This is a genomic window from Micromonospora sp. NPDC000316 (genome assembly GCF_042898885.1).
Taxonomy (GTDB): Bacteria; Actinomycetota; Actinomycetes; order Mycobacteriales; family Micromonosporaceae; genus Micromonospora.
The window spans coordinates 49857-70724 of the sequence record NZ_JBIAZG010000006.1 but is presented as its reverse complement, the minus strand read 5'-3'; the positions used below and the strand labels follow the sequence as shown (position 1 = coordinate 70724).

The following is a 20868-nucleotide window of genomic DNA, read 5'->3' as shown; positions in this document are numbered from 1 at the left end:
GGCCGGGTTTGCCGCGATGATCAACCGGAAATGTTCGTACGGCATGGGTGACCGTTGGTATTCCGAAGCCGTTGTTTACTGCCTCGACATCGACACGTACGCCGACTCCGACGGTGACGGGGTCGGTGACATCCGTGGATTGATCGGCCAGTTGGACTATCTGGCCCGGCTGGGCGTGACCTGCCTGTGGCTGCACCCGATCCACCCGTCACCCAACCGCGACGACGGCTACGACGTCACCGACTTCTACAACGTGGACCCGCGCTTCGGCACCCTCGGCGACTTCGCCGAACTGCTGCACCAGGCGCAGAACCGGGGCATCCGCGTGATCATCGACCTGGTGGTCAACCACACCTCCGACGAGCACCCGTGGTTCCAGTCCGCACGCTCCTCACCGGACTCGCCGTACCGTGACTGGTTCGTCTGGTCCGACACCGAGCCGGACGACAGGCACCAGGGCATGGTCTTCCCCGGGGAACAGCGCGAGACCTGGAGCTACGACCGCACCGCCAAGGCCTGGTTCTACCACCGGTTCTACAAGTTCCAGCCGGACCTCAACATGGCCAACCCGCAGGTCCGCGCCGAGGTCAAGAAGATCATGTCGTTCTGGCTCCAGCTCGGTGTCTCAGGCTTCCGGATGGACGCCGTGCCGTTCATCATCGAGCTGACCGAACCGGGCAACCCGAACTCGCCAAAGGACTTCGAGTTCCTCACCGAGATGCGCCAGCACGTGCAGTGGAGGCGCGGCGACGCCGTCCTGCTGGCCGAGGCGAACGTCGAGCCCGACGAACTGCCGACGTTCTTCGGCGACAGCAGCGGCTCCGGCAACCGCATCCACATGCTCTTCGACTTCATGCTCAACGGTCGGCTCATGCTCGCCCTGGCCCGGCAGGACCCGGAGCCGCTGATCGACGCGCTGCACGACACCCCGAAGCTGCCGGTCGGCGGGCAGTGGGCCACCTTCCTGCGCAATCACGACGAGATCGACCTGTCCCGGTTGACCACCGAACAACGCAACCAGGTGTACGCGCAGTTCGGCCCCGACGAGAACATGCGCATCTACGACAGGGGCATCCGTCGCCGGCTCGCCCCGATGCTGGGCAACGATCGGCGGCACATCGAGCTGGCGTACGCCCTCCAGTTCTCCATGCGCGGCACTCCGGTGCTGCGCTACGGCGAGGAGATCGGGATGGGCGAGGACCTGTCGCTGCCCGGTCGGGAGGCGATCCGTACGCCGATGCAGTGGTCGTACGCCGCGAACGCCGGCTTCTCCACGGCGGACCCGGAGAAGTTGGTCCGCCCGGTCATCGACAAGGGTGAGTTCGGCTACCAGAAGGTCAACGTCACGGCCGCGCGCAGCGACACCAAGTCGCTGCTGGCCTGGTTCGAGCGCATGATCCGGACGCTGCGGGAGGCGCCGGAGATCGGCTCCGGGTCGACCACCCACATCGACGTGGCGATGCCGGCCGGCGTGCTGGCGCACCGGGCGGACGGGCCGACCGGGACCATGGTGTTCGTGCACAACCTCGGCACGGACGACGTCGAGGTGGACCTGAGCAGCCTCGAACCGGAGGCCGACATGCCGATCGACGTGCTCTCCGACCGTGGCTACGGCGAGTTGGGCAAGCTCGGCGCGGTCAAGGTCTCCGGGCACGGATACCGGTGGATTCGCCTATGCCGGGGTCGGGGGTTCTGACGCTAAGCTCCTCCGATCACCCCAAGTTACCCGGAGGTAGTCATGTCGGAGGAGCCCCGCGTCGCCATCGTCACCGGAGCCGCACGCGGTATCGGTGCGGCCACCGCCCGGCGGCTGGCCGCCGACGGCATGGCCGTCGCTGTCGTCGACATCGACGAGGCGGCCACCAAGGAGACGGTGGACGCCATCGCGGGCGCGGGCGGCCGTGCCCTCGGTGTGGGCGCCGACGTGTCCGACCGGGCGCAGGTCGAGGCGGCCGTCGAACGGGTCGCCACCGACCTGGGCGCGCCCACCGTGCTTGTCAACAACGCCGGCGTGCTCCGCGACAACCTGCTGTTCAAGATGACGAACGCCGACTGGGACACGGTCATGGGCGTACACCTGCGCGGCGCGTTCCTGTTCAGCCAGGCCGCGCAGAAGCACATGGTGGAGCGCAAGTGGGGGCGGATCGTCAACCTCTCCAGCACCTCCGCGCTTGGCAACCGGGGCCAGGCCAACTACGCCGCCGCCAAGGCGGGCCTGCAGGGCTTCACCAAGACCCTCGCCATCGAGTTGGGGCCGTTCGGGGTGACCGCCAACGCGGTCGCCCCCGGCTTCATCGTCACCGACATGACCGCGGCCACCGCCGCCCGGATGAAGGTCGACTTCGAGGCGTTCAAGCAGCACGCTGCCGCCGAGATCCCTGTACGCCGTCCGGGCCTACCGGAGGACGTCGCGCACACCATCTCGTTCCTGACCAGCGAGGGCGCGGGGTTCGTCTCCGGCCAGGTCATCTACGTCGCTGGCGGCCCGCGGGCCTGATCGTCTCGCCGACGGGGGCGCTCCATCCACCAGGGAGCGTCCCCGTTCGCGCGGTCGTTGTGCGGTCTTCGCGCGCTCGGGTCGGCGGTGCGGTGCGGTTTGTTTTGGGCGGTCAGGCCACGTCGCGGCGGGTCCGCCAGAGCCAGAACAGGCCGAGCACCGGCAGCACCAGCGGGATATAGCCGTATCCGCTGCCGAACTGCGACCACACGGTCTCGTCCGGGAAGAGTTCCTTGTCGACCAGGCTCAGAACACCGACCGCGACGACCCCGACCAACTCCACTGAGCAGCAGACCAGCGCCACCCGGCGGCCGGCGTGCCCGGCGCGGGCTAACCCCACAGCGGCCACGATGTAGATGAGCGCGGCCACAGCGGAGAGCAGGTACGCCACCGGCGCCTCGTCGAACTTGGTGGCGATCTGCAGGCCGGCCCGGCTGGTCGCCGCGATGGCGAAGATCAGGTAGACGGCGATCAGCAGGCGACCCGGCCCGCTGTTTGTGGTACGCCGAGCCGGTCGTGTCTCAACCACCGAGCACCTCCCAGGTCTGCTGCAACCGGACCACCACCACCGGCGTCACCAGGCAGACCGCGCAGACGATCCCGGAACCCCACCGGGTCGGCTCCATCCGGGCCAGTACCCAGGCCAGCGGCGGCAGGCAGACAAGTGTGACGAGGTAACCGAAGAACGCGCCCGGCTCACCGGGTCGATCGCCGCCACCGATCGCGACAAGCGCGACCACACCCAGCGCGAGCAACGCCAACTCCAGCAGGGCCAGGCCGGCGAACTGCACCCGGTCCGGTGGCCTGTGACGTACGGCCATGACCAGCGCCCACACCGCGACGAGCAGCGACAGCACGATAGATACCGTCGCGAGGATCCCATCCACCGGCGAGTTGGCCGCCGCCGCGCTGGTCATCGGCCACACCCGGTCGTTGCCTCGGTCACCGGCACAGCCTACTAACCGTCGTAGTACCCCCTCGATTCCGCCTCGCTGTCGTCGCGGTGCTCGTTGTCGTCCGCTGCTCGTCGTCGCGCGGCCACCACGACCATCCCGGCACTCCGGTTGGTCAACCCGCCGCCGGCACGCCCGCTGCGGCGACTAGCGTGGATCAGGGCCGTGGCGTCGCCGCGGTGGGGGAAGACAGCGGAGGTACACGTGCTGCGGTTCGGCTTGTTCGGCACCGGTCACTGGGCGATCGAGACGCACGGGAAGGCGTTGCACGCACACCCGGACGCGGAACTCGTCGGGGTGTGGGGGCGCAACCCGGAGCGGGCCGCCTCCCTGGGCGAGATGTACGGGGTGCCGACGTTCAACGACATCGACGCCCTCATCGAGCAGTGCGAGGCGGTCGCCGTCGCGCTGCCGCCGGACATCCAGGCCGACATCGCGGTCCGGGCGGCCACGGCCGGCCGCCACCTGCTGCTGGACAAGCCGCTGGCGCTCACCGTCGCCGACGCCGACGCGGTGGTCGCCGCAGCCGAGGCGTCCGGGGTCGCCTCGGTCGTCTTCTTCACCCAACGGTTCCAGCCGAACGTCACCGCGTTCCTCGCCGCGACCGCCGCCGCAGGTGGCTGGCAGCACGGTCGGACCACCGCGTTCGCGTCGATCTTCCAGGAGGGCAGCCCGTACGGCGGGTCGCTGTGGCGCCGGGAGCACGGCGCGCTCTGGGACATCGCCCCGCACGCGCTCTCGATCCTCCTGCCGGTCCTCGGCCGCGTGACCCAGGTCGCCGCCATGGACGGGCCGAGCGGGATGGTGCATCTGCTGCTCACCCACGACGGCGGCGCCACCAGCAGCGCCTCGCTCTCCCTGGACGCCCCGACCGAGGCGATGGCCCGGGAGTTCGTGTTCTACGGCGAGAACGGCATCGAGACCGTTCCCCAGGGCGAGTACGACGCCGCCACGGCGTTCGGCGTGGCCATCGACCAGCTCATCGAGCAGGTACGCGCCGGCACCCGCGACCACCGCTGCGACGTCCGCTTCGGCCGCGAGGTGGTCAACATCATCTCCGCCGCCGAAACCGCCCGCGAAACCTCCCGCACAGTCCCCGTCCGCTCGTAACCGCACCCCACCCGACCCGCCCGGTCCGGGCCCCTGCTCCCCCCGGTGATCATGAAGTTATTGCCCTCGATCCCGGCGCGTCGTGACAATAACTTCATGATCACCGGGGTGGGGGAGGGTTTGGTCTTTAGGCGGGGGGCGTTAGCGCGGCGGCCAGCTCGTTCGGTGACTCGAACTGCTCCACCGGCAACGCCCGCAACGTCTGTAACAGGGCTGTGCTGGCCCCGTTCTCCTGTGCCCAGCGGACCAGGTCCTCGCGGGAAACCGGGTAGTCGAGCCCGGCCAGGTAATCCTGCAACTGCACCCCGGTGACGGCCATGCCGGCCGGCTACCCGCTCGGTGTGGGCGTACACGGATGGACGGCGTGTTGCCGGCGGCGCGCCGACGGTTTGTCGAAGCGGTCGTCGGGTAGCCGCTGCCATGCTGGTTCAGCGGCTCGGCGCGCCGAGCGACTTCGACCCGTTGCTGGAGCGCGTTCGAGACGCCCGGGTGGTGATGATCGGTGAGTCCACCCACGGCAGTTACGACTACTACCGGCTGCGCGAGCAGCTCACCCGACGGCTGATCGCGGAGGGCGGCTTCTCCTTCGTGGCAGTGGAGGGCGACTGGCCGGACTGCGACCGGGTGCACCGCTCGGTCACCGCCGCGCCGGGCGGCGCGTTGGAACCACAGAACGCGCTGGAACGGTTCGAACGGTGGCCGACCTGGATGTGGGCGAACGCCGAGGTGGCGAGGTTCTGCAGCTGGCTGCGGGCGTGGAACCTGGAGCGGCCGGAGCACCAGCGGGCCGGCTTCCACGGGCTCGACGTGTACAGCCTCTGGGAGTCGATGCAGGCGATCTTCGACTACCTGGGGGAGGAGGACCCGACCTCGCTGGAGGCGGCGCAGGACGCGTACCGGTGCTTCGAGCCGTACGGCAAGCGGGTCGAGGATTACGGCGCGGCCAGCCGGTTCGTCTCCGCCCGGTGTGAGGAGGAAGTGATCCGGCTGCTGGCGCGGACCCGGGAGCAGGCGCTCTCCGGCGGCCCGGACCGCTTCTCGGCCTGGCAGAACGCCGAGGTGGTGGCCGGCGCGGAACGCTACTACCGGGCGATGGTGGCCGGCGGCCCGGATTCGTGGAACATCCGGGACACCCACATGCAGGACACCCTGGACCGGCTGCTGGAACGGTACGGCCCGGACGCCCGCGGGATCGTCTGGGCGCACAACACGCACATCGGTGACGCGCGGGCCACCGACATGGCCGCGGACGGGATGGTCAACATCGGTCAGTTGGCCCGGGAGCGGCACGGCGACGACGCGGTGACGCTTGTCGGGTTCGGCAGCTACCGAGGAACTGTGATCGCCGCTCCCCGGTGGGGTTCACCGCCGGAGCCGATGGTGGTGCCGCCGGCGCGGGAGGGTTCGGTCGAGCGGCGGTTGCACGAGCTGATGCCGGAGCGGGCGGTGCTCGTCTTCGGTGGCGACCAGCCGGACTGGGTCACCGACACCGCTGACCACCGGGCGATCGGGGTGGTCTACGACCCGTCCTTCGAGTCCTGGGGCAACTACGTGCCGACGCGACTCGGTGAACGCTACGACGCGTTCATCTGGTGCGACGAGACGACAGCCCTGCACCCGCTGCCCGTCCCCGCCGTCCCTGGCGAGATGGAGACGTACCCAGCCGGGGTGTGATCAGGGCTGGCGCCGATCATGGAGTTGTGGTGCGTCGGACGAACGCCAGCACCACAACTCCATGATCGACCGGTCGGGCTCAGACCTGGGACGGGGCCCTGTCATTCAGTTCGGTGCGCAGCTTCTCGCCCTCGATGTCGACGTTGGGCAGGACGCGGGACAGCCAGCGTGGCAGCCACCACGCCCGGTCGCCGAGCAGCGACATCACGGCGGGGACGATCGTCATGCGGACCACGAAGGCGTCGATGGCCACACCGATGGCGAGCGCGAAGCCCATCGACTTGATCACCGGATCCTCGAGGAACACGAAGCCACCGAACACGGAGATCATGATCAGGGCGGCGGCGGTGACCACCCGGGCACCGTGCCCCATGCCGCTGATCGTGGCCTGCCCGGCGGTCTCGCCGTGTACGTAGTCCTCCCGCATCCGCGACACCAGGAAGACCTCGTAGTCCATGGCGAGGCCGAACAGGATGCCGATGAGCAGGATCGGCAGGAAGCTGATCAGCGGAGCGGGGCTGTCCAGGCCCACGAGGCTGGCGAGGTGCCCCTGCTGGAAGACCGCGACAGTGATGCCGAACGTGGCGGCGACGGTGAGCAGGAAGCCCAGCGCGGCCTTGATCGGCACCAGCAGCGAGCGGAACACCAGCATCAGCAGCAGGATCGAGAGCCCGACCACCAGCAGCAGGTAGACCGGCAGCGCGTCGGAGAGTTTCTCGGAGACGTCGATGCCAACGGCGGTGACACCGGTGAGCAGCACCTCGGCGTCGGGGATCCCGCCCACCGAGTCGCGGATGTCGTTCACCACGGTTTCGGTGGCCTCGTCGGTCGGGCCGGTCTTGGGCACCACCCCGAGCAGCGCGGTCCGACCGTCCGGGCTGACCTGCGGCGGCGTCACCGCGAGGACGTTCTCGGTGCCCTGGATGAGGGCGGTGACCTGCGGCACGGCGGCAGAGGTGGCCTGCGGCGTGTCACCGGCGACCACCACCGCGAGGCGGCCGGTGAAGCCCGGCCCGAAGCCCTCGGTGGTCAGGTCGCTGGACACCCGCGCGGGCGAGCCGACGGCCGCCGTCGACGGGTCCGGCAGGGCCAGGCGCATGTCCGGCGTGGGCAGCGCGAGCAGCCCCAGGCCGAGCAGGCTGAGCAGGATGACCGGTACGCGGAACCGGGTCACGAACCGCGCCCAGCGGAAGCCGAAGGCGGATCGGTCCTCGGTCGGCGCGGTCGCGGGCTGCTCGGCGCGGTCCGGGCCATCGGCCGACCCAGCAGCACCGGCGCGCAGCCGGCGGGGGAGCACCCGGCGGCCGGCGAAGCCGAGCAGTGCGGGCTGGAGGGTGATCGCGACGAGCACCGCGACGGTGACGGTGCCGGCTGCGGCGAGACCCATGACGGTGAGGAACGGGATGTTCACCACGGCCAGCCCGGCCAGGGCGATGACAACTGTGGCGCCCGCGAAGACCACTGCGGAGCCGGCGGTGCCCACGGCGCGGCCGACCGCTTCCTCCGGTGAGAGGCCGTCGATCAGGTTCTGCCGGTGCCGGGAGGTGATGAACAGCGAGTAGTCGATGCCGACCGCGAGACCGAGCATCAGCGCGAGGATCGGCGCGGTGCTGGTCAGCTCGATGACACCGCTCAGCGCGAACAGGCCGGCCATGCCGACGCCCACGCCGATCAGGGCGTTGAGCAGGGTCATCCCGGCGGCGACAAGCGAGCCGAACGTGATGACCAGAACGATCGCGGCCACCAGCACGCCGAGCGCCTCGGTGGAGCCGACCTCCGGCTCACCACCAAGCACCTCGCCGCCCGGTGCGACCTGCCAACCCTTCGCCTTGACGGCGGCACCGACCTCCCCGTACGCGGTGCGCTGCTCGTCGGTCACCCCGTCGGAGCCGTTCGCGAACTGGACCTGGACCAGCGCGTACCGGCCGTCGGGCGAGACCGCGCCGACCTGGAGTGGGTTGACCGCGCCGACCACGCCGGGCAGCGCGGAGGCCTCCTGGACCAGCTCCTGCACCACGGCCTGGCCCTCGGGGGTGGCCAGTTGGCCGTCCGCCGGTGCCTTGACGGCGATGGTGCCGGTGGCGCCGCTGGCCGCCGGGAACTGCTCGGCGAGCAGGTCGAGGGCGCGCTGGCTCTCGGTGCCGGGCATCGTGAAGTTGCTCGCTGTCGGGCCGCGCAGGGTCGCCGCGGCCAGACCGGCACCGACGAGTACGACGAGCCAGAGCGCGACGACGAGACGTCGCCGGCGCAGCGCGCCCCGGCCGAGCCGGTAGAGCAGGGTGGCCATCAGGAGTCCTTGTCCGTGGTCGTGGATTGTTGGGGCAGGGTTGCATCGACGGGGGCGATTGCCCGTCGGGCGAGGGTGAGCAGGGCGACGCGCAGGTCGTCGTCTCCTACGTCGGCGAACTCGGCGCACGCCTCGGGGATGCCGGCGAGCAGCACGAGCGCGGTGATCCGGGCGACTGGCTGGTCGGAGTGCCCGGCCAGGGCGTCGCGCAGGCGTTCGGAGATCTGCTGGATGTGGGCGAAGGCCGGCTGGCAGAGCAGCTCCGCGAATTCGCCGCGCAGGAGCGCGATCTCCCGCCGGAACCGGACGGCGAGGTCGACGAAGCCGACTGCGGCGGCCTCCTGGCCGTCGGCGCCGGTGCGGCCAACGAGTTGCTCGTCGAGGTCCCGCAGCACCGCGATGGCCGGTGCCATCAGCTCGGCGAGGAGGGCTTCCTTGTTGGCGAAGTGGTAGAGCACTGTGGCCTTGGAGCAGCCGACCTCGCGGGCGATGTCCTGCAGGGAGGTGCCCCGGTAGCCGCTCACCGCGAACTGCCGCGCCGCTGCGGCGAGGATCTCGCCGTGCGTCTCGGACACTGCTCTCACCATGACTGGTCCACCTCCGCAGACCAGCATGCCTGACCGATCGGTCAGACCCTGACCGATCGGTCAGATAACACTCGTGGTGTTCCCCACACCCGGGCCGGGTTTATCCGGCGTGCTCCCTGTCGTACCTGGTCCGGGCCTCGGCGATGGCGCGGCGATGCCGCTCGGCCCAGTTGGTCAGCGCGACCAGGGCCTCGTACAGCTCCAACGCCATCGGCGTGGCCGTGTACTCGACCTTGGGTGGCACGGTCGGGTAGACCCGGCGGTGCAGCAGGCCGTCGCGTTCGAGGTTGCGCAGCGTCAGCGTGAGCATACGGCGGCTGATCCCCTCGATGTGCCGCTCCAACTCGGTGAAGCGCACCGGCCCGTTGGAGGCGGCCACCAGGATGCTGATGCTCCACTTGCCGCCGACCCGGTCCAGCACCTCGCGGACGGTGCACGCCCGGGCCTGCCCCGGGGTGAACGGCACGTCTTCGGCCGCGCAGGCCAGCTCCGCCGCGACCAGCGCGGACACATCGCTGTTCCTCTGGGACATCACAGTGCCTCCTTCCGCTCGGACTCATGGTCACAGACGATGACGTCGGTAACAAACCGTGCACCAAGGAGGAGTTTCATGGACCGGGTCGTCCCGTCCCGTTGGCCGGCGCTGCTCGTGCTCTGCGCCGGAAGCATGATGATCATTCTGGACGGCAGCGTGGTGGCTGTCGCGCTGCCCGCGATCCAGCGCGACCTGGGCTTCACCGCCCCGGGCCTGGCCTGGGTGGTAAACGCCTACCTGGTCGCGTTTGGCGGGCTGCTGCTGCTCGCCGGCCGCCTGGGCGACCTGCTGGGCCGGCGGCGCGTCTTCCTGGCCGGCGTCACGCTGTTCACTCTGGCCTCGCTGGGCTGTGCCGTGGCCACCGGGCCGGCCCTGCTCGTCGCCGCGCGGTTCGGTCAGGGTGCCGGCGGTGCGCTGGCCATGGCGGTAAGCCTCGGCATGATCGTCCGGCTGTATCCCGAGCCGGCCGAGCGGGCTCGTGCCATCGCGGTCTTCGCCTTCACCGGCGCGGCCGGCGCGTCGATCGGGACGGTGGCCGGCGGGTTGCTGACCGAACTGGCCGGCTGGCGGTCGATCTTCCTGGTCAACCTGCCGATCGGCGTGCTCATCCTGGTCGCCGCCGTCCGCACCCTCCCCGCCGAACGCGGGATCGGCCTGCGGGCGGGCCTCGACGTACCCGGGGCCCTGCTCGCCACCTCCGGCCTGATGGCTGCGGTGCTGGGCATCGTGGGCACCGGCGAGCACGGCTGGACCAGCCCTCGGACCCTCGGCGCGGCGACGCTCGCGACGCTGCTGCTCGGCGGATTCGCCGTCCGCCAACGCACGGCGCCGACTCCGCTGCTGCCCGGCCGGGTGCTGCGCGTGCCGGGCCTGGTCGCGGCGAACAGCGTGCAGTTCCTCATGGTCGCCGCGTACTTCGGCTTCCAGTTCCTGCTCGCCGTGGAACTGCAACTGGTCCTCGGGCTGGACGCGGCGGCCACCGGCTGGGCCTTCCTGCCCACCCCTGTGGTGATCGCCGTGATCTCGCTCGGCCTGGCCGGCCGGCTGATCGCCCGCTGGGGCGCCCGGAGCGTGCTGGTGACCGGGCTCGGCCTGGCGACAGTCGGCTTCCTGCTGCTCGCCCGGCTTACCGTCGACGGCGGCTACCTCACCGACGTGCTCCCCGCGATGGTGATCTTCGGGGTTGCCGGCGGTCTGACCCTGCCGGCCGTCACCACCCTGGCCATGGCCGGGGCGACCGACGCGGACGCCGGGCTCGCGTCCGGGCTCGCCAACACCACGCAGCAGATCGGCGGCGCGGTCGGCCTGGCCGCGTTGAGCACCCTGGCCGCCGCCCGCGCCGACGGCCTGCGGGCCGCCGGCTGGGACGAGGTGGCCGCGCTGGCCGGCGGCTACCGGGTCGCGTTCGCCGTGGCCGCGGCCCTTGTGGTCACCGCGCTGGCGGTCGCGTTGGCCACCCTGCCCCGCGCGGAAAACCGGAAACGACGCGCGCCGGAGCGGTTGACCGACAGCTCCCCCGCCGGGAGGGTGATCGGGTGACCGAGGCTGACGAGACCCGCGACGGCGTGGCCCTTACCAACCTGGACCAGCCGCTGTCCGACCGCGCCGACGCGACCAAGCGGGACCTGGTCGACTACCTCGACGCGGTCCGGGACCAGATCCTGGCGCAGCTGCGGGACCGGCCGCTGTCGGTCATCCGGGTGCGCCCGGGGCAGCCGCCGTTCATGCAGAAGAACCTGCCGAAGTACACCCCGGACTGGGTGCGCCGGGTGCCGGTCTGGGCCGAGGCCTCGCACCGGGAGATCTCGTACGCCCTCTGCGACGACAGGCGGACCCTGCTCTGGTTCGCCAACCAGAGGGCCGTCGAATATCACCCGACTTTGGCCACCGCAGCCGACCTGGGCCGCCCGACCCACCTGGTGCTCGACCTGGACCCGCCCGAGGGCGATGGGTTCCGCGCGGCGGTCGGCGCGGCCCTGCTGGTCCGTCAGGCGCTCGCCGACGCCGGTCTGGCCGGGGCGGTCAAGACCAGCGGCGCCAAGGGCGTGCACGTCTTCGTCCCGGTGGCCGGCGAGCCCACGGCGGAGGAGTTGGCCGCCGCCACCCGCGCTCTCGCCGTCCGCGCCGAGCGGCTGGACCCGGCGCTCGCCACCACGGCGTACATCAAGGAGGACCGGGGCGGCAAGGTCTTCGTGGACGCCACCCGGGCCGGCGGGGCGACGGTCGTGGCCGCGTACAGCCCTCGGCTGCGTCCCGGGATGCCGGTCTCCTTCCCTGTCGACTGGGCCGACCTGACCGAGGTGACCCCTGCCGACTTCACCATCCGGACCGTGCCGCCGCTTGTCGCCGAGACCGACCCGTGGGCCGCGCTGATGCCGGCGCCGCAGCCGCTGCCCGCCGACCTGGTGGCCGAGGGCCGCACCATCCCGGTGGCCCGGGTGCAGGCCATGCACGAGGGCAAGCGCCGGGCCCGCGCCCGCCGCGAAACCGCCTGACGGTACGCCCCGAAGCGCCGCGCCCCGACCTGGCCGCGTGCCGTGCCTCGGTGATCGAGGTTTGTCGGTGGTCTGTGGCACGATTTTCCGGGTGAGCAGCAGACCTGCCGCAGCGCGCCTGGACGATCTGGCGCGGCTGCGCCGCGTGCGCGACCGGATCGACCGTGAATACGCCCAGCCGCTCGACGTCGAGGCCCTCGCCCGGGGCGCGCACATGTCGGCCGGGCATCTCAGTCGGGAGTTCCGGCTCGCCTACGGCGAATCTCCGTACAGCTATCTCATGACCCGCCGCATCGAGCGCGCGATGGCCCTGCTGCGGCAGGGCGACCTCAGCGTCACCGATGTCTGTTTCGCTGTCGGCTGCTCGTCGCTCGGCACCTTCAGCACCCGCTTCACCGAACTTGTCGGTGTGCCGCCAAGCATCTACCGCCGGGATGCGGCGGACGCGACCGAGGGCATGCCGTCCTGCACTGCCAAACAGGTGACCAGACCGGTCAGAAATCGAGAAGCGCAGGTTACGCCACCGCGCCTAGCGTGACCGCCACGGGTCGAGGTGGCGCGGGCAGCCCTGGTGCCACCGCCGAGCGCAGTCCCGCCCCAGCGTCAGCCTGCCCGACAGATGGAGAGACATGAGCAAGCATGCCGCCGACAGTCACGACCTGATCCGGGTGCAGGGCGCGCGCGTCAACAACCTCAAGGACGTCACGGTCGAGCTGCCGAAGCGCCGTCTGACGGTGTTCACAGGCGTCTCCGGGTCGGGCAAGAGTTCGCTCGTGTTCGGCACCATCGCCGCCGAGTCGCAGCGCATGATCAACGAGACGTACAGCGCCTTCGTGCAGGGGTTCATGCCGACGCTGGCCCGGCCCGAGGTCGACGTGCTGGACGGGCTGACCACGGCGATCATCGTCGACCAGGAGCGGATGGGCGCCAACGCCCGATCGACTGTCGGCACCGCCACGGACGCCAACGCGATGCTGCGTATCCTCTTCAGCCGGCTCGGGCAGCCGCACATCGGCTCGCCCAACGCGTTCTCCTTCAACGTCCCTTCGGTCCGGGCGAGCGGCGCGATCACTGTCGAGCGTGGCGCCGGCAAGACCAAGACCGAGAAGGCGACATTCAACCGGCTCGGTGGCATGTGTCCGCGCTGCGAGGGCATGGGTTCCGTCACGGACTTCGACCTGTCCGCGCTCTACGACGACAGCAAGTCGCTCAACGAGGGCGCCATCACCATCCCCGGCTACAGCATGGAGGGCTGGTACGGCCGCATCTTCCGTGGTTGCGGCTACTTCGACCCGGACAAGCCGATCGGCAAGTTCAACAAGAAGGAGTTGCAGGATCTGCTCCACAGGGAGCCAACCAAGATCAAGATCGAGGGCATCAACCTGACGTACGTCGGCCTGATCCCGCAGATCCAGAAGTCGTTCCTCTCCAAGGACGTCGACGCGCTGCAACCGCACATCCGCGCCTTCGTGGAGCGGGCCGTGACGTTCACGACCTGCCCCGAGTGCGGCGGCACCCGGCTCAGTGCGGAGGCCCGGTCCTCGAAGATCAACGGTAGGAACATCGCCGAGGTCTGCGCCATGCAGATCAGCGACCTGGCCGGCTGGGTCCGGGGCATCGACGACTCCTCGGTCGCCCCACTGCTCGCCGGGCTGCAACACCTCCTCGACTCGTTCGAGGAGATCGGGCTGGGCTACCTGTCCCTGGACCGGCCGTCGGGCACCCTCTCCGGCGGCGAGGCGCAGCGCACCAAGATGATCCGCCACCTCGGTTCGTCGCTCACCGACGTCACCTACGTCTTCGACGAGCCGACCATCGGTCTGCACCCGCACGACATCGCGCGGATGAACAACCTGCTGCTGCGGCTGCGCGACAAGGGCAACACGGTGCTTGTCGTCGAGCACAAGCCGGAGGCCATCGCCATCGCCGATCACGTGGTCGACCTCGGCCCCGGCGCCGGTACGGCCGGTGGCGAGGTGGTGTTCGAGGGCACCGTGGCCGGGCTGCGGGCCAGCGACACCCTTACCGGGCGGCACCTCGACTACCGGGCCGGCGTGAAGCCGTCCGTCCGGACGCCGTCGGGTCTGCTGGAGATCCGGTGCGCGAGCACCCACAACCTGCGCGACGTCGACGTCGACATCCCGTTGGGTGTGCTTGTGGTGGTGACCGGTGTGGCCGGGTCGGGCAAGAGTTCACTGATCCACGGCTCGGTGTCCGGCCGGGAGGGCGTGGTGTCGGTCGACCAGAGCGCGATCCGCGGGTCGCGGCGGAGCAACCCGGCGACGTACACCGGGCTGTTGGAGCCGATCCGCAAGGCGTTCGCGAAGGCCAACGGGGTGAAGCCGGCGCTGTTCAGCGCCAACTCCGAGGGCGCGTGCCCCGGCTGCAACGGCGCCGGAGTCATCTACACCGACCTCGGAATGATGGCCGGTGTGGCGGCCACCTGCGAGGAGTGCGAGGGCAGGCGGTTCCAGGCGTCCGTCCTGGAATACCGCTTCGGTGGCCGCAACATCAGCGAGGTGCTGGCCATGTCGGTGACCGACGCGGAGCGGTTCTTCGCCGAGGGCGAGGCGCGCACGCCGGCCGCGCACGCCATCCTCGACCGGCTCGCCGACGTCGGCCTCGGTTACCTCAGCCTCGGCCAGCCGCTCACCACGCTGTCCGGCGGCGAGCGGCAGCGGCTCAAGCTGGCCACGCGGATGGCCGAGAAGGGCGGCGTCTACGTCCTCGACGAGCCGACCACAGGCCTGCACCTGGCCGACGTGGAGCAGTTGCTCGGCCTGTTGGACCGGCTGGTCGACTCCGGCAAGTCGGTGATCGTCGTCGAGCACCACCAGGCGGTCATGGCGCACGCCGACTGGATCATCGACCTGGGCCCCGGGGCCGGCCACGACGGCGGCCGGATCGTCTTCGAGGGCACCCCGGCCGACCTCGTGGCCGCCCGCTCGACGCTCACCGGCGAACACCTCGCCACGTACGTCGGCGGCTGAGCGCCGGCGTGCGTCGTGCGGGCAGAGGCCCGTGTCGTTTTCGTCCAAGACGGCTGCCGCGGCGCCACCTAGCGTGGACCCCGGCAGCCGTCCTGACGTATGAGGAGAAGCACGATGCGTGACCTGGTCTACACCGGTTTCATGTCGCTCGATGGTGTGGTGGATTCCCCGGGCGGTGGGCCGGGGGAGGAGCACCGCAGCGGCGGGTGGGTGTTCAAGGATCTCGAGTTCGTCCCGGAAGCCTGGTCGCTGAAGGGCGAGGAGTTGGCCGACACGACGGCGCTGATGTTCGGCCGCCGCAGCTACGAGGCGTTCGCGCCGGTCTGGCCCGGCTCGGAGGACCACGCCGCCTACAAGGACCTCCCCAAGTACGTGGTGTCGAGCACGCTCTCCGACGATGCCCTGGTGGACGGGTGGGGGCCGACGACGGTCCTGCGTTCGACCGAGGACGTCGCGGCGCTCAAGGAGGGCGAGGGCGGTGCGATCTTCATCCACGGCAGCGCGGAGTTGGCCCGGCGGCTGTCCGACGCTGGCCTGATCGACAGGTACCACCTGCTGGTCTTCCCCGTCCTGCTCGGCGCCGGCAAGAGCCTCTTCGGCCGGGCCGACCGGGACAAGCACATGCTGACGCTGCGCGAGTCGGAGAGCTACCCGAACGGGATCCTGAAGCTGGTCTACGACGTCCGGCGCTGATCGACGTCGAGGGCGATAGCGCCGCCGACGCCCTCGCGTAACTGCCCGACGGTCCGTCCCACGTACGCGCGGAGCGCCCGCGCCAGGTGCGGCTCGTCGTAGTAGTCGAGCTTGGCGACCACGTCCGGGGTCGGCTCGCCGGCAGCCAGCAACTCCGCCGCCGTACGGGCCCGCTCGATCTGCCGGACCGCGCCCCGCGACAACCCGGTGGCGGCGCGGAACCGGCGTTCGACGGTACGGTCCGAGAGGGCCGGCCGGTGACCACGCAGCACGTCGACGATAAGCACGTCCCGGACCACGGCCCCGGCGCGGACGAGCCTGTCGACCAGGGCCTCGGCGTCGTCGGGGCCGGGCGTCTCCCAGCGCGCACCGTCCAGCCGGAACGTCCGGTGTGTGGTGTCGGGCAGCACGATGCCGCCGTCGACAAGTGCGGGCACCGCCCGCAACGAGGTGCCCACGGCGAACTCGATGCCCGTGAACGTCGCGCCCTGCGGGACAGGCGCGGTGCCCGTGCGGGTCTCCGGGCCGGTGATGCTCGCGTACGCGCGGCCGGCCTGCTTCCAGAACACCAGGCCCCACCGCGCCCCGGCCACGGACGTCATGGAGGTGGTCTGCTCGCTCGCGCACGTCCACACCGTGTCGACCCACGGCGAGTCCGACCGACGTGTCGTGAACCGCAGCCCCATGGGCGAAGAATACGCCGCAGCGATCATGGCGCGCGGCGACTGGATCTTCGACCGGCGGCTGAGGTCAGCTCTCGGCTCGGCCCGGTCGGCTGATGGGGGCGGAGAGCATTCCGGTGATGGCGTCGACGAGGAAGTCGCCGACCTGCGGCCATCGGGGGTCTTCGCCGTCGCGTTCGGCGCGTGCCTCGACCTCGGCGGCTGCGGTGCTGACGATGCGGGTGATCAGGCGCGCGCGGCCGGCGACGATGTCCGGGTCGAGGTGTCGCAGCCGTGCCGCGAGTGACGCGCGCAGTTGCATCGCCTGTGGCGTGGTGTCCTGGGTTTCCCGCACGAGCGGCAGCGTGGCGGGGTTGTGGAGCACGTTGTCGAGGAACCGGGCTCGCCAGCTCGGTCGCGGCAGGTGGTCGAGGACCCGCATGCTCGGCTCCACGAGGCCGCGTATGTCGCCGAGGACAGAGTCCTCAGGTGGGGGCATCTTCTCGCGTTGTTGCGCCACGTCGTGCACGTGGCGGGCCATGAGTGCCTTGAGTAGGCCCTCGCGTCCGCCGAAGTAGTAGCGCACCGCCGAGTGGTTGGTGTTGCCGGCCGCCTCTGCCACTCTCCGGTCGGAGATCTCCGCGACGCCCGACTCGGCGAAGAGCCGTTCGGCCGCGTCGAGCAGGGCGGTGCTTGCCGCCACCGACCGCCTCATGACCGGCTCCTTCGCTCTCTTCGCCCCGGATGTGACTCAGGTCAACCTAGCCGGATTCCCGGTTTCGACAGGCGCCGCCTACAGTTCGTAAGTCACCTGGCTTACAAACTGATCTGGAGAGTGCATGGATACCGAAGCCGTTCTCGAGGCTGCCGACGTGATCGACGGTCGCCCGCCCGGCCCGGATCGCAAGGAACACATCATCCGAATGGTCGCCCTGTTCGTGATGCCGTTCCTCATGGTCACGATGATGTTCGCGACCTACATGTCGACCATGCACTCACCGCACCCCCGGGACATGCCGGTGGCGGTCGTCGGCAGCGGCGCCACCGCGCAGGCGATCGTCGACGGCCTCAACGCCGCTCCGGGTGGCAGCACCGAGGCCACGCTGGTGCCCACCCGCGACGACGCTCTCGACCTGCTGCACGACCAGAGAGCCGCCGGCGCGCTCATTTTGCCCTCCGAGGGCAGCACCAGCGCGACGATCCTCACCGCCTCGGCGGCCGGCGCCGCGCAGGGCGCCACCGTCCAGCAGTTGCTCGCCCCCGTGGCCGTCGAGAACAGCTGGCAGGCCACCACCGAGGACGTGGCACCGCTGCCCGACGGTGACCGGGCCGGCATCGTGGTCCTGTTCGCCGCCATGGGCATGATGCTGGCCGGCTACGTGCCGCTGAGCATGATGGTGATGGGCACCCCCCACCTGCTGCGGCTGCGGCGGTTCCTGCCCGTGCTGGCCGGCTGGTCCGCCTTCACCAGCTCGATCATCTGGCTCATCCTCGGCCCGATCGTGGGTGCCGTCGAGGGCCACTACCTCACCTTCCTCGGCGTCGGCATGCTCGCCACCGGAGCCGTCGGCATGGCCCAGCTGCTGTTCTCCAAGGTGATGGGGCCCCTCGCGGTGCTCCCCGGCATGCTGCTCTGGGTCGTGTTCGGTATGCCCGCGTCCAACCTGGCGCTGTCCGTCCACAACATGCCCGGGTTCTTCCAGTTCCTGCACGGCGTGCTCCCGCTCCCGGCGGCCGGTGAGGCGCTGCGCTCGATCCTCTATTTCGACGGCGCCGGTCTGGGCGGCCACCTGATCGTCCTGGCCGTGTGGATCATCGCTGCGCTCGCGCTCTGCCTGCTCAAGGAGCGCAGCGCGACCGGGGACGTCCTCCCCGGCGTTCCGCCGATCCCCGACCCCGAGGCGAAGGCGCCCGCCCTCGCCGGCGGGCCGCCGCGCTCCAAGCGATTCCGGTACGTCGCCGCGGCCGCCTTCCCGCTGTCCATCCTCGTTGTCGTCGTGGGCGCGATGGGCTTCTCCATGCACAAGCCGCAGCCGCACGACATCCCTGTCGTCGTGGTCGCCGCGACGCCCGAGGTGGCCCAGCAGACCGCCGACGGCCTCAACACCCAGCTCGACGGCATCCTCGACGTCACAGTCGCGAACACCACCGAGGAGGCCACCGAGCAGATCCGTGCCCGCGACGTGGTCGCCGCCTTCGTCCTGCCGTCGGCACCCGATGCCCCGGCGGCGCTCTACTCGGCCTCCGCGGCCAACCCGAGCCAGCAGTCAACGATCCGCGCGATCTTCCAGCCGATCGCTGCGGCCCAGGAGCTGCCGCTCACGATGACTGACGTGCAGCCCCTGAGTGACACCGACACCGGCGGCAGCAACAGCATGTACGTCGGCATGTCATGGATCATGGCCGGCTTCCTGTTCCTGGCCGTCCTGCGCGGGGGCGCACCACACCTGCGCCGCCTGCCACAGTTCCTGCCGCTGCTGGGAGGCTGGGCGGTCGGCATGTCCGTCTGGCTGTGGTTCCTCTTCGACGTGCTCATCGGCGCCATCAGCGGCAACGCCCTGGAGATGATCGGCTACGGTGCCCTGACCATCTTCTCGGTCTCCCTGGCCACCGGAGTCCTCACCCGCACCATCGGCCTGGCCGGCATCATCCCGATGATGGTGGTGCTGATGATGGCCGGCCTGCCCGCCTCCGGCGGCGGCATGTCGGTGTACCTCGTCCCCGAAGTGTTCCGACCCCTCCAGGACGTGCTGCCGCTGCCGGCGGCGGTCGACATCGCCCGCTCGCTGCGCTACTTCGACGGTGTCGGCGTCGGGCAGAATCTGCTGGTCATCGCCATCTGGGGTGCCGTCGGGCTGGTCCTCAACCTGCTGATCGACAAGTGGCTCAACCGCCGCTCGGATACCGACGCCGAGGACGCCGGCCCAGTGCCGGAGGCGCCGGTGAAGCTGGTGCCGGCCGACGCGCACTGAACCCGAGGTCCACCGCCGACCCCGCATGGGTCGGCGGTGGACCGAACGGATCGATCCGTTCGGTCCACCCGAGTGCCTCATACATGCACCAAGGCCCCTGACCGGTTTCCCTGGTCAGAGGCCTTGTTCTGCTCTCGAACTTCTTAGCAAGTGTGCCCCCGGCAGGATTCGAACCTGCGCCCCCGCCTCCGGAGGGCGGTGCTCTATCCCCTGAGCTACGGGGGCTCAGCGACTGGAGAAGACTAGCAAACCCGCTCCGTGAACGCCGAATCGGTATCGGGTGAGCCGATCGTGTCGACGACCGGCTCACCCGGCGTTCAGGCCGCCGCGATCGCCCGCCCGCAGCTGGGCAGCGGGTGCAGGACGATCCGCCGGGGCAGTCGGCGCGGCCACTCGTTGCGCGGCCAGGAGCCGTCGACGATCAGGTGCACGGTGCGCTGCTCCTCGCCGCTGAGCCGCAGCACGAAGTCGCGGGGAAGCGGCGGGTCGACCGTCGGAGTGGTGATCATGAACCGCACCCGGCCCCGGGACGAGACCGCGGAGATCACGTCGGCGGCCGGCATGGTGCCGCGCAGCCGCACCCGGCCGATCCAGTAGACCTCCGCCAGGTGTTCCTGGGCGGCCCGGGTGATCGCCGGGTACTCGGTGCGTACCCAACGCTCGACCGCGCTGACGCAGAGCCCGCAGGCGCGCTCGCGCGGTTCCCGTGGACCCAACCCCCAGGCCCGCAGGTACGCCCCGACGGCGCCCGCCTCCAGCGGCAGGTCGAACCGGCTCTGGATGAGCGTGGTGAGGCTCTGCCGCGTCCACAGCTCCTCATCCAGGCCGAACTCGTCGGGGTGGACGCCCCGCAGCGCGTCGATCAGTTCGAGTTCCTGTTCGCGGCTGAGCATTCCCGGCTCGCCCTGCCGCTGTCCGCGACGGACGGCTGCCACCGCCCCGTCACCGCCGATGGTGTGGCGTCGGCACCAACTGGTGACCGAACGCCGTGCGTCTCTGAGTGCAACCCCCACGTCTTGGGCAACGAGCCCGAATCGCAACTGGTCACGATATGTGGGGAGAAAACTCTCTAAGCAACGTAATAGGTTGGACCGCTCTAAACGGTTATACCGGGCGCGGCCGGACAAAGGCCTGCATGTCGGTCGGGTCGATCATGCGGCGGGCGCAGCGGTCGGCTTTTGATCCACTCCATGTCGCCGATATGGGGGCATCCGCTCGCAGGGACACCCCCATGTCGGCGACATGGAGTGGATCAAGCTAGGCGCCTCGGCCCGGCCCGGCCCCGGCCTCGGCCCGGCCCGGCCCCGGCCCCGGCCCGGCCCGGCCTGGCTCGGCCCGGCTCGCACCGCACCTACGCCGGACAGGCGCGGGCCCGCGCCTACCGCCGACGTGCGGCGGGGCGCGGGCCCGATG

Annotated in this window: 19 protein-coding genes and 1 tRNA gene; 10 read left to right on the top strand and 10 right to left on the bottom strand. The window is 70.5% G+C overall.

Features of this window, described 5'->3' with window-relative positions:
- Window positions 1–43 precede the first annotated feature (43 nt).
- Together ACFY2Q_RS15165 and fabG are read left to right on the top strand one after the other, a co-directional pair.
- A complete protein-coding gene (locus ACFY2Q_RS15165) occupies window positions 44–1696 on the top strand; it encodes an alpha-amylase family protein (RefSeq protein WP_387130927.1) in 1653 nt (550 codons plus the stop codon).
- Between the two features lie 42 nt (window positions 1697–1738).
- The gene (gene fabG, locus ACFY2Q_RS15160; protein WP_387130497.1) at window positions 1739–2497 is read left to right on the top strand and encodes a 3-oxoacyl-ACP reductase FabG; all 759 of its coding nucleotides are present in this window, start codon (window positions 1739–1741) and stop codon (window positions 2495–2497) included.
- A gap of 112 nt (window positions 2498–2609) precedes the next feature.
- Here fabG and ACFY2Q_RS15155 read toward each other — a convergent pair whose 3' ends face one another.
- Together ACFY2Q_RS15155 and ACFY2Q_RS15150 are read right to left on the bottom strand one after the other, a co-directional pair.
- Window positions 2610–3026 (bottom strand): hypothetical protein, encoded by a 417-nt coding sequence (locus tag ACFY2Q_RS15155; RefSeq protein ID WP_387130495.1) that lies wholly within the window; start codon window positions 3024–3026, stop codon window positions 2610–2612.
- The gene (locus ACFY2Q_RS15150; protein WP_387130494.1) at window positions 3019–3414 is read right to left on the bottom strand and encodes a hypothetical protein; all 396 of its coding nucleotides are present in this window, start codon (window positions 3412–3414) and stop codon (window positions 3019–3021) included. The genes ACFY2Q_RS15155 and ACFY2Q_RS15150 overlap by 8 nt, the downstream gene beginning before the upstream one ends.
- A 243-nt stretch (window positions 3415–3657) precedes the next feature.
- On the opposite strand from ACFY2Q_RS15150, the gene ACFY2Q_RS15145 reads away from it, so the two are divergent.
- The gene (locus tag ACFY2Q_RS15145; RefSeq protein WP_387130925.1) at window positions 3658–4560 is read left to right on the top strand and encodes a Gfo/Idh/MocA family protein; all 903 of its coding nucleotides are present in this window, start codon (window positions 3658–3660) and stop codon (window positions 4558–4560) included.
- 127 nt (window positions 4561–4687) lie between these two features.
- Here ACFY2Q_RS15145 and ACFY2Q_RS15140 read toward each other — a convergent pair whose 3' ends face one another.
- Window positions 4688–4879, bottom strand: a complete 192-nt coding sequence (locus ACFY2Q_RS15140; protein ID WP_387130492.1) for a DUF2795 domain-containing protein — start codon at window positions 4877–4879, stop codon at window positions 4688–4690.
- Window positions 4880–4980: 101 nt separating this feature from the next.
- Between ACFY2Q_RS15140 and ACFY2Q_RS15135 the strand changes: the two genes are divergently transcribed.
- Window positions 4981–6234 carry an erythromycin esterase family protein gene (locus tag ACFY2Q_RS15135; protein WP_387130491.1) on the top strand — a complete coding sequence of 418 codons (1254 nt, stop codon included), beginning with the start codon at window positions 4981–4983 and terminating at the stop codon, window positions 6232–6234.
- Window positions 6235–6313: 79 nt separating this feature from the next.
- Here ACFY2Q_RS15135 and ACFY2Q_RS15130 read toward each other — a convergent pair whose 3' ends face one another.
- From ACFY2Q_RS15130 to ACFY2Q_RS15120, 3 genes are all read right to left on the bottom strand, one after another.
- Complete coding sequence (locus tag ACFY2Q_RS15130) at window positions 6314–8521, bottom strand: MMPL family transporter (RefSeq protein ID WP_387130489.1); 2208 nt, start codon at window positions 8519–8521, stop codon at window positions 6314–6316.
- A complete protein-coding gene (locus tag ACFY2Q_RS15125; RefSeq protein ID WP_387130487.1) occupies window positions 8521–9108 on the bottom strand; it encodes a TetR/AcrR family transcriptional regulator in 588 nt (195 codons plus the stop codon). Before ACFY2Q_RS15125 ends, ACFY2Q_RS15130 begins: the two co-directional genes overlap by 1 nt.
- A gap of 100 nt (window positions 9109–9208) precedes the next feature.
- Window positions 9209–9643 (bottom strand): winged helix-turn-helix transcriptional regulator, encoded by a 435-nt coding sequence (locus tag ACFY2Q_RS15120; RefSeq protein WP_387130485.1) that lies wholly within the window; start codon window positions 9641–9643, stop codon window positions 9209–9211.
- Window positions 9644–9718: 75 nt separating this feature from the next.
- On the opposite strand from ACFY2Q_RS15120, the gene ACFY2Q_RS15115 reads away from it, so the two are divergent.
- The 5 genes from ACFY2Q_RS15115 (at window position 9719) to ACFY2Q_RS15095 (ending at window position 15821) form a co-directional block, all read left to right on the top strand.
- Window positions 9719–11182 (top strand): MFS transporter, encoded by a 1464-nt coding sequence (locus ACFY2Q_RS15115; protein WP_387130483.1) that lies wholly within the window; start codon window positions 9719–9721, stop codon window positions 11180–11182.
- A complete protein-coding gene (locus tag ACFY2Q_RS15110; protein WP_387130481.1) occupies window positions 11179–12138 on the top strand; it encodes a DNA polymerase domain-containing protein in 960 nt (319 codons plus the stop codon). The genes ACFY2Q_RS15115 and ACFY2Q_RS15110 overlap by 4 nt, the downstream gene beginning before the upstream one ends.
- Before the next feature lie 91 nt (window positions 12139–12229).
- The gene (locus tag ACFY2Q_RS15105) at window positions 12230–12676 is read left to right on the top strand and encodes a helix-turn-helix transcriptional regulator (RefSeq protein ID WP_387130479.1); all 447 of its coding nucleotides are present in this window, start codon (window positions 12230–12232) and stop codon (window positions 12674–12676) included.
- A gap of 91 nt (window positions 12677–12767) precedes the next feature.
- Window positions 12768–15128: an ATP-binding cassette domain-containing protein gene (locus ACFY2Q_RS15100; RefSeq protein WP_387130477.1), complete on the top strand. Its 2361-nt coding sequence runs from the start codon at window positions 12768–12770 to the stop codon at window positions 15126–15128.
- A 114-nt stretch (window positions 15129–15242) separates the two neighbouring features.
- Complete coding sequence (locus tag ACFY2Q_RS15095; RefSeq protein WP_387130475.1) at window positions 15243–15821, top strand: dihydrofolate reductase family protein; 579 nt, start codon at window positions 15243–15245, stop codon at window positions 15819–15821.
- Here ACFY2Q_RS15095 and ACFY2Q_RS15090 read toward each other — a convergent pair.
- Together ACFY2Q_RS15090 and ACFY2Q_RS15085 are read right to left on the bottom strand one after the other, a co-directional pair.
- Window positions 15803–16507, bottom strand: a complete 705-nt coding sequence (locus ACFY2Q_RS15090; protein ID WP_387130473.1) for a helix-turn-helix domain-containing protein — start codon at window positions 16505–16507, stop codon at window positions 15803–15805. The genes ACFY2Q_RS15095 and ACFY2Q_RS15090 overlap by 19 nt on opposite strands.
- Before the next feature lie 64 nt (window positions 16508–16571).
- On the bottom strand, window positions 16572–17198 hold the full coding sequence (locus ACFY2Q_RS15085; RefSeq protein WP_387130471.1) for a TetR/AcrR family transcriptional regulator: 627 nt from the start codon (window positions 17196–17198) through the stop codon (window positions 16572–16574).
- A gap of 124 nt (window positions 17199–17322) precedes the next feature.
- Here ACFY2Q_RS15085 and ACFY2Q_RS15080 point away from each other — a divergent pair, with 124 nt between their 5' ends.
- Window positions 17323–19455, top strand: coding sequence for an ABC transporter permease (locus ACFY2Q_RS15080; RefSeq protein WP_387130469.1), 2133 nt, complete (start codon window positions 17323–17325; stop codon window positions 19453–19455).
- Window positions 19456–19608: 153 nt separating this feature from the next.
- On the opposite strand, the gene ACFY2Q_RS15075 is transcribed toward ACFY2Q_RS15080, so the two are convergent.
- Window positions 19609–19680 (bottom strand) — tRNA-Arg (locus ACFY2Q_RS15075).
- A 92-nt stretch (window positions 19681–19772) separates the two neighbouring features.
- Window positions 19773–20468 (bottom strand): winged helix-turn-helix domain-containing protein, encoded by a 696-nt coding sequence (locus ACFY2Q_RS15070; RefSeq protein WP_387130467.1) that lies wholly within the window; start codon window positions 20466–20468, stop codon window positions 19773–19775.
- Window positions 20469–20868 lie beyond the last annotated feature (400 nt).

Bases quoted from the DNA above. Each gene is read 5' to 3' on its own strand.
- ACFY2Q_RS15090 (WP_387130473.1), bottom strand. From the start codon at position 16,507: ATGGGGCTGCGGTTCACGACACGTCGGTCGGACTCGCCGTGGGTCGAC.
- ACFY2Q_RS15095 (WP_387130475.1), top strand. From the start codon at position 15,243: ATGCGTGACCTGGTCTACACCGGTTTCATGTCGCTCGATGGTGTGGTG.
- ACFY2Q_RS15080 (WP_387130469.1), top strand. From the start codon at position 17,323: ATGGATACCGAAGCCGTTCTCGAGGCTGCCGACGTGATCGACGGTCGC.
- ACFY2Q_RS15150 (WP_387130494.1), bottom strand. From the start codon at position 3,414: ATGACCAGCGCGGCGGCGGCCAACTCGCCGGTGGATGGGATCCTCGCG.
- ACFY2Q_RS15140 (WP_387130492.1), bottom strand. From the start codon at position 4,879: ATGGCCGTCACCGGGGTGCAGTTGCAGGATTACCTGGCCGGGCTCGAC.
- ACFY2Q_RS15125 (WP_387130487.1), bottom strand. From the start codon at position 9,108: ATGGTGAGAGCAGTGTCCGAGACGCACGGCGAGATCCTCGCCGCAGCG.
- ACFY2Q_RS15165 (WP_387130927.1), top strand. From the start codon at position 44: ATGGGTGACCGTTGGTATTCCGAAGCCGTTGTTTACTGCCTCGACATC.
- fabG (WP_387130497.1), top strand. From the start codon at position 1,739: ATGTCGGAGGAGCCCCGCGTCGCCATCGTCACCGGAGCCGCACGCGGT.
- ACFY2Q_RS15115 (WP_387130483.1), top strand. From the start codon at position 9,719: ATGGACCGGGTCGTCCCGTCCCGTTGGCCGGCGCTGCTCGTGCTCTGC.
- ACFY2Q_RS15100 (WP_387130477.1), top strand. From the start codon at position 12,768: ATGAGCAAGCATGCCGCCGACAGTCACGACCTGATCCGGGTGCAGGGC.
- ACFY2Q_RS15085 (WP_387130471.1), bottom strand. From the start codon at position 17,198: ATGAGGCGGTCGGTGGCGGCAAGCACCGCCCTGCTCGACGCGGCCGAA.
- ACFY2Q_RS15130 (WP_387130489.1), bottom strand. From the start codon at position 8,521: ATGGCCACCCTGCTCTACCGGCTCGGCCGGGGCGCGCTGCGCCGGCGA.
- ACFY2Q_RS15135 (WP_387130491.1), top strand. From the start codon at position 4,981: ATGCTGGTTCAGCGGCTCGGCGCGCCGAGCGACTTCGACCCGTTGCTG.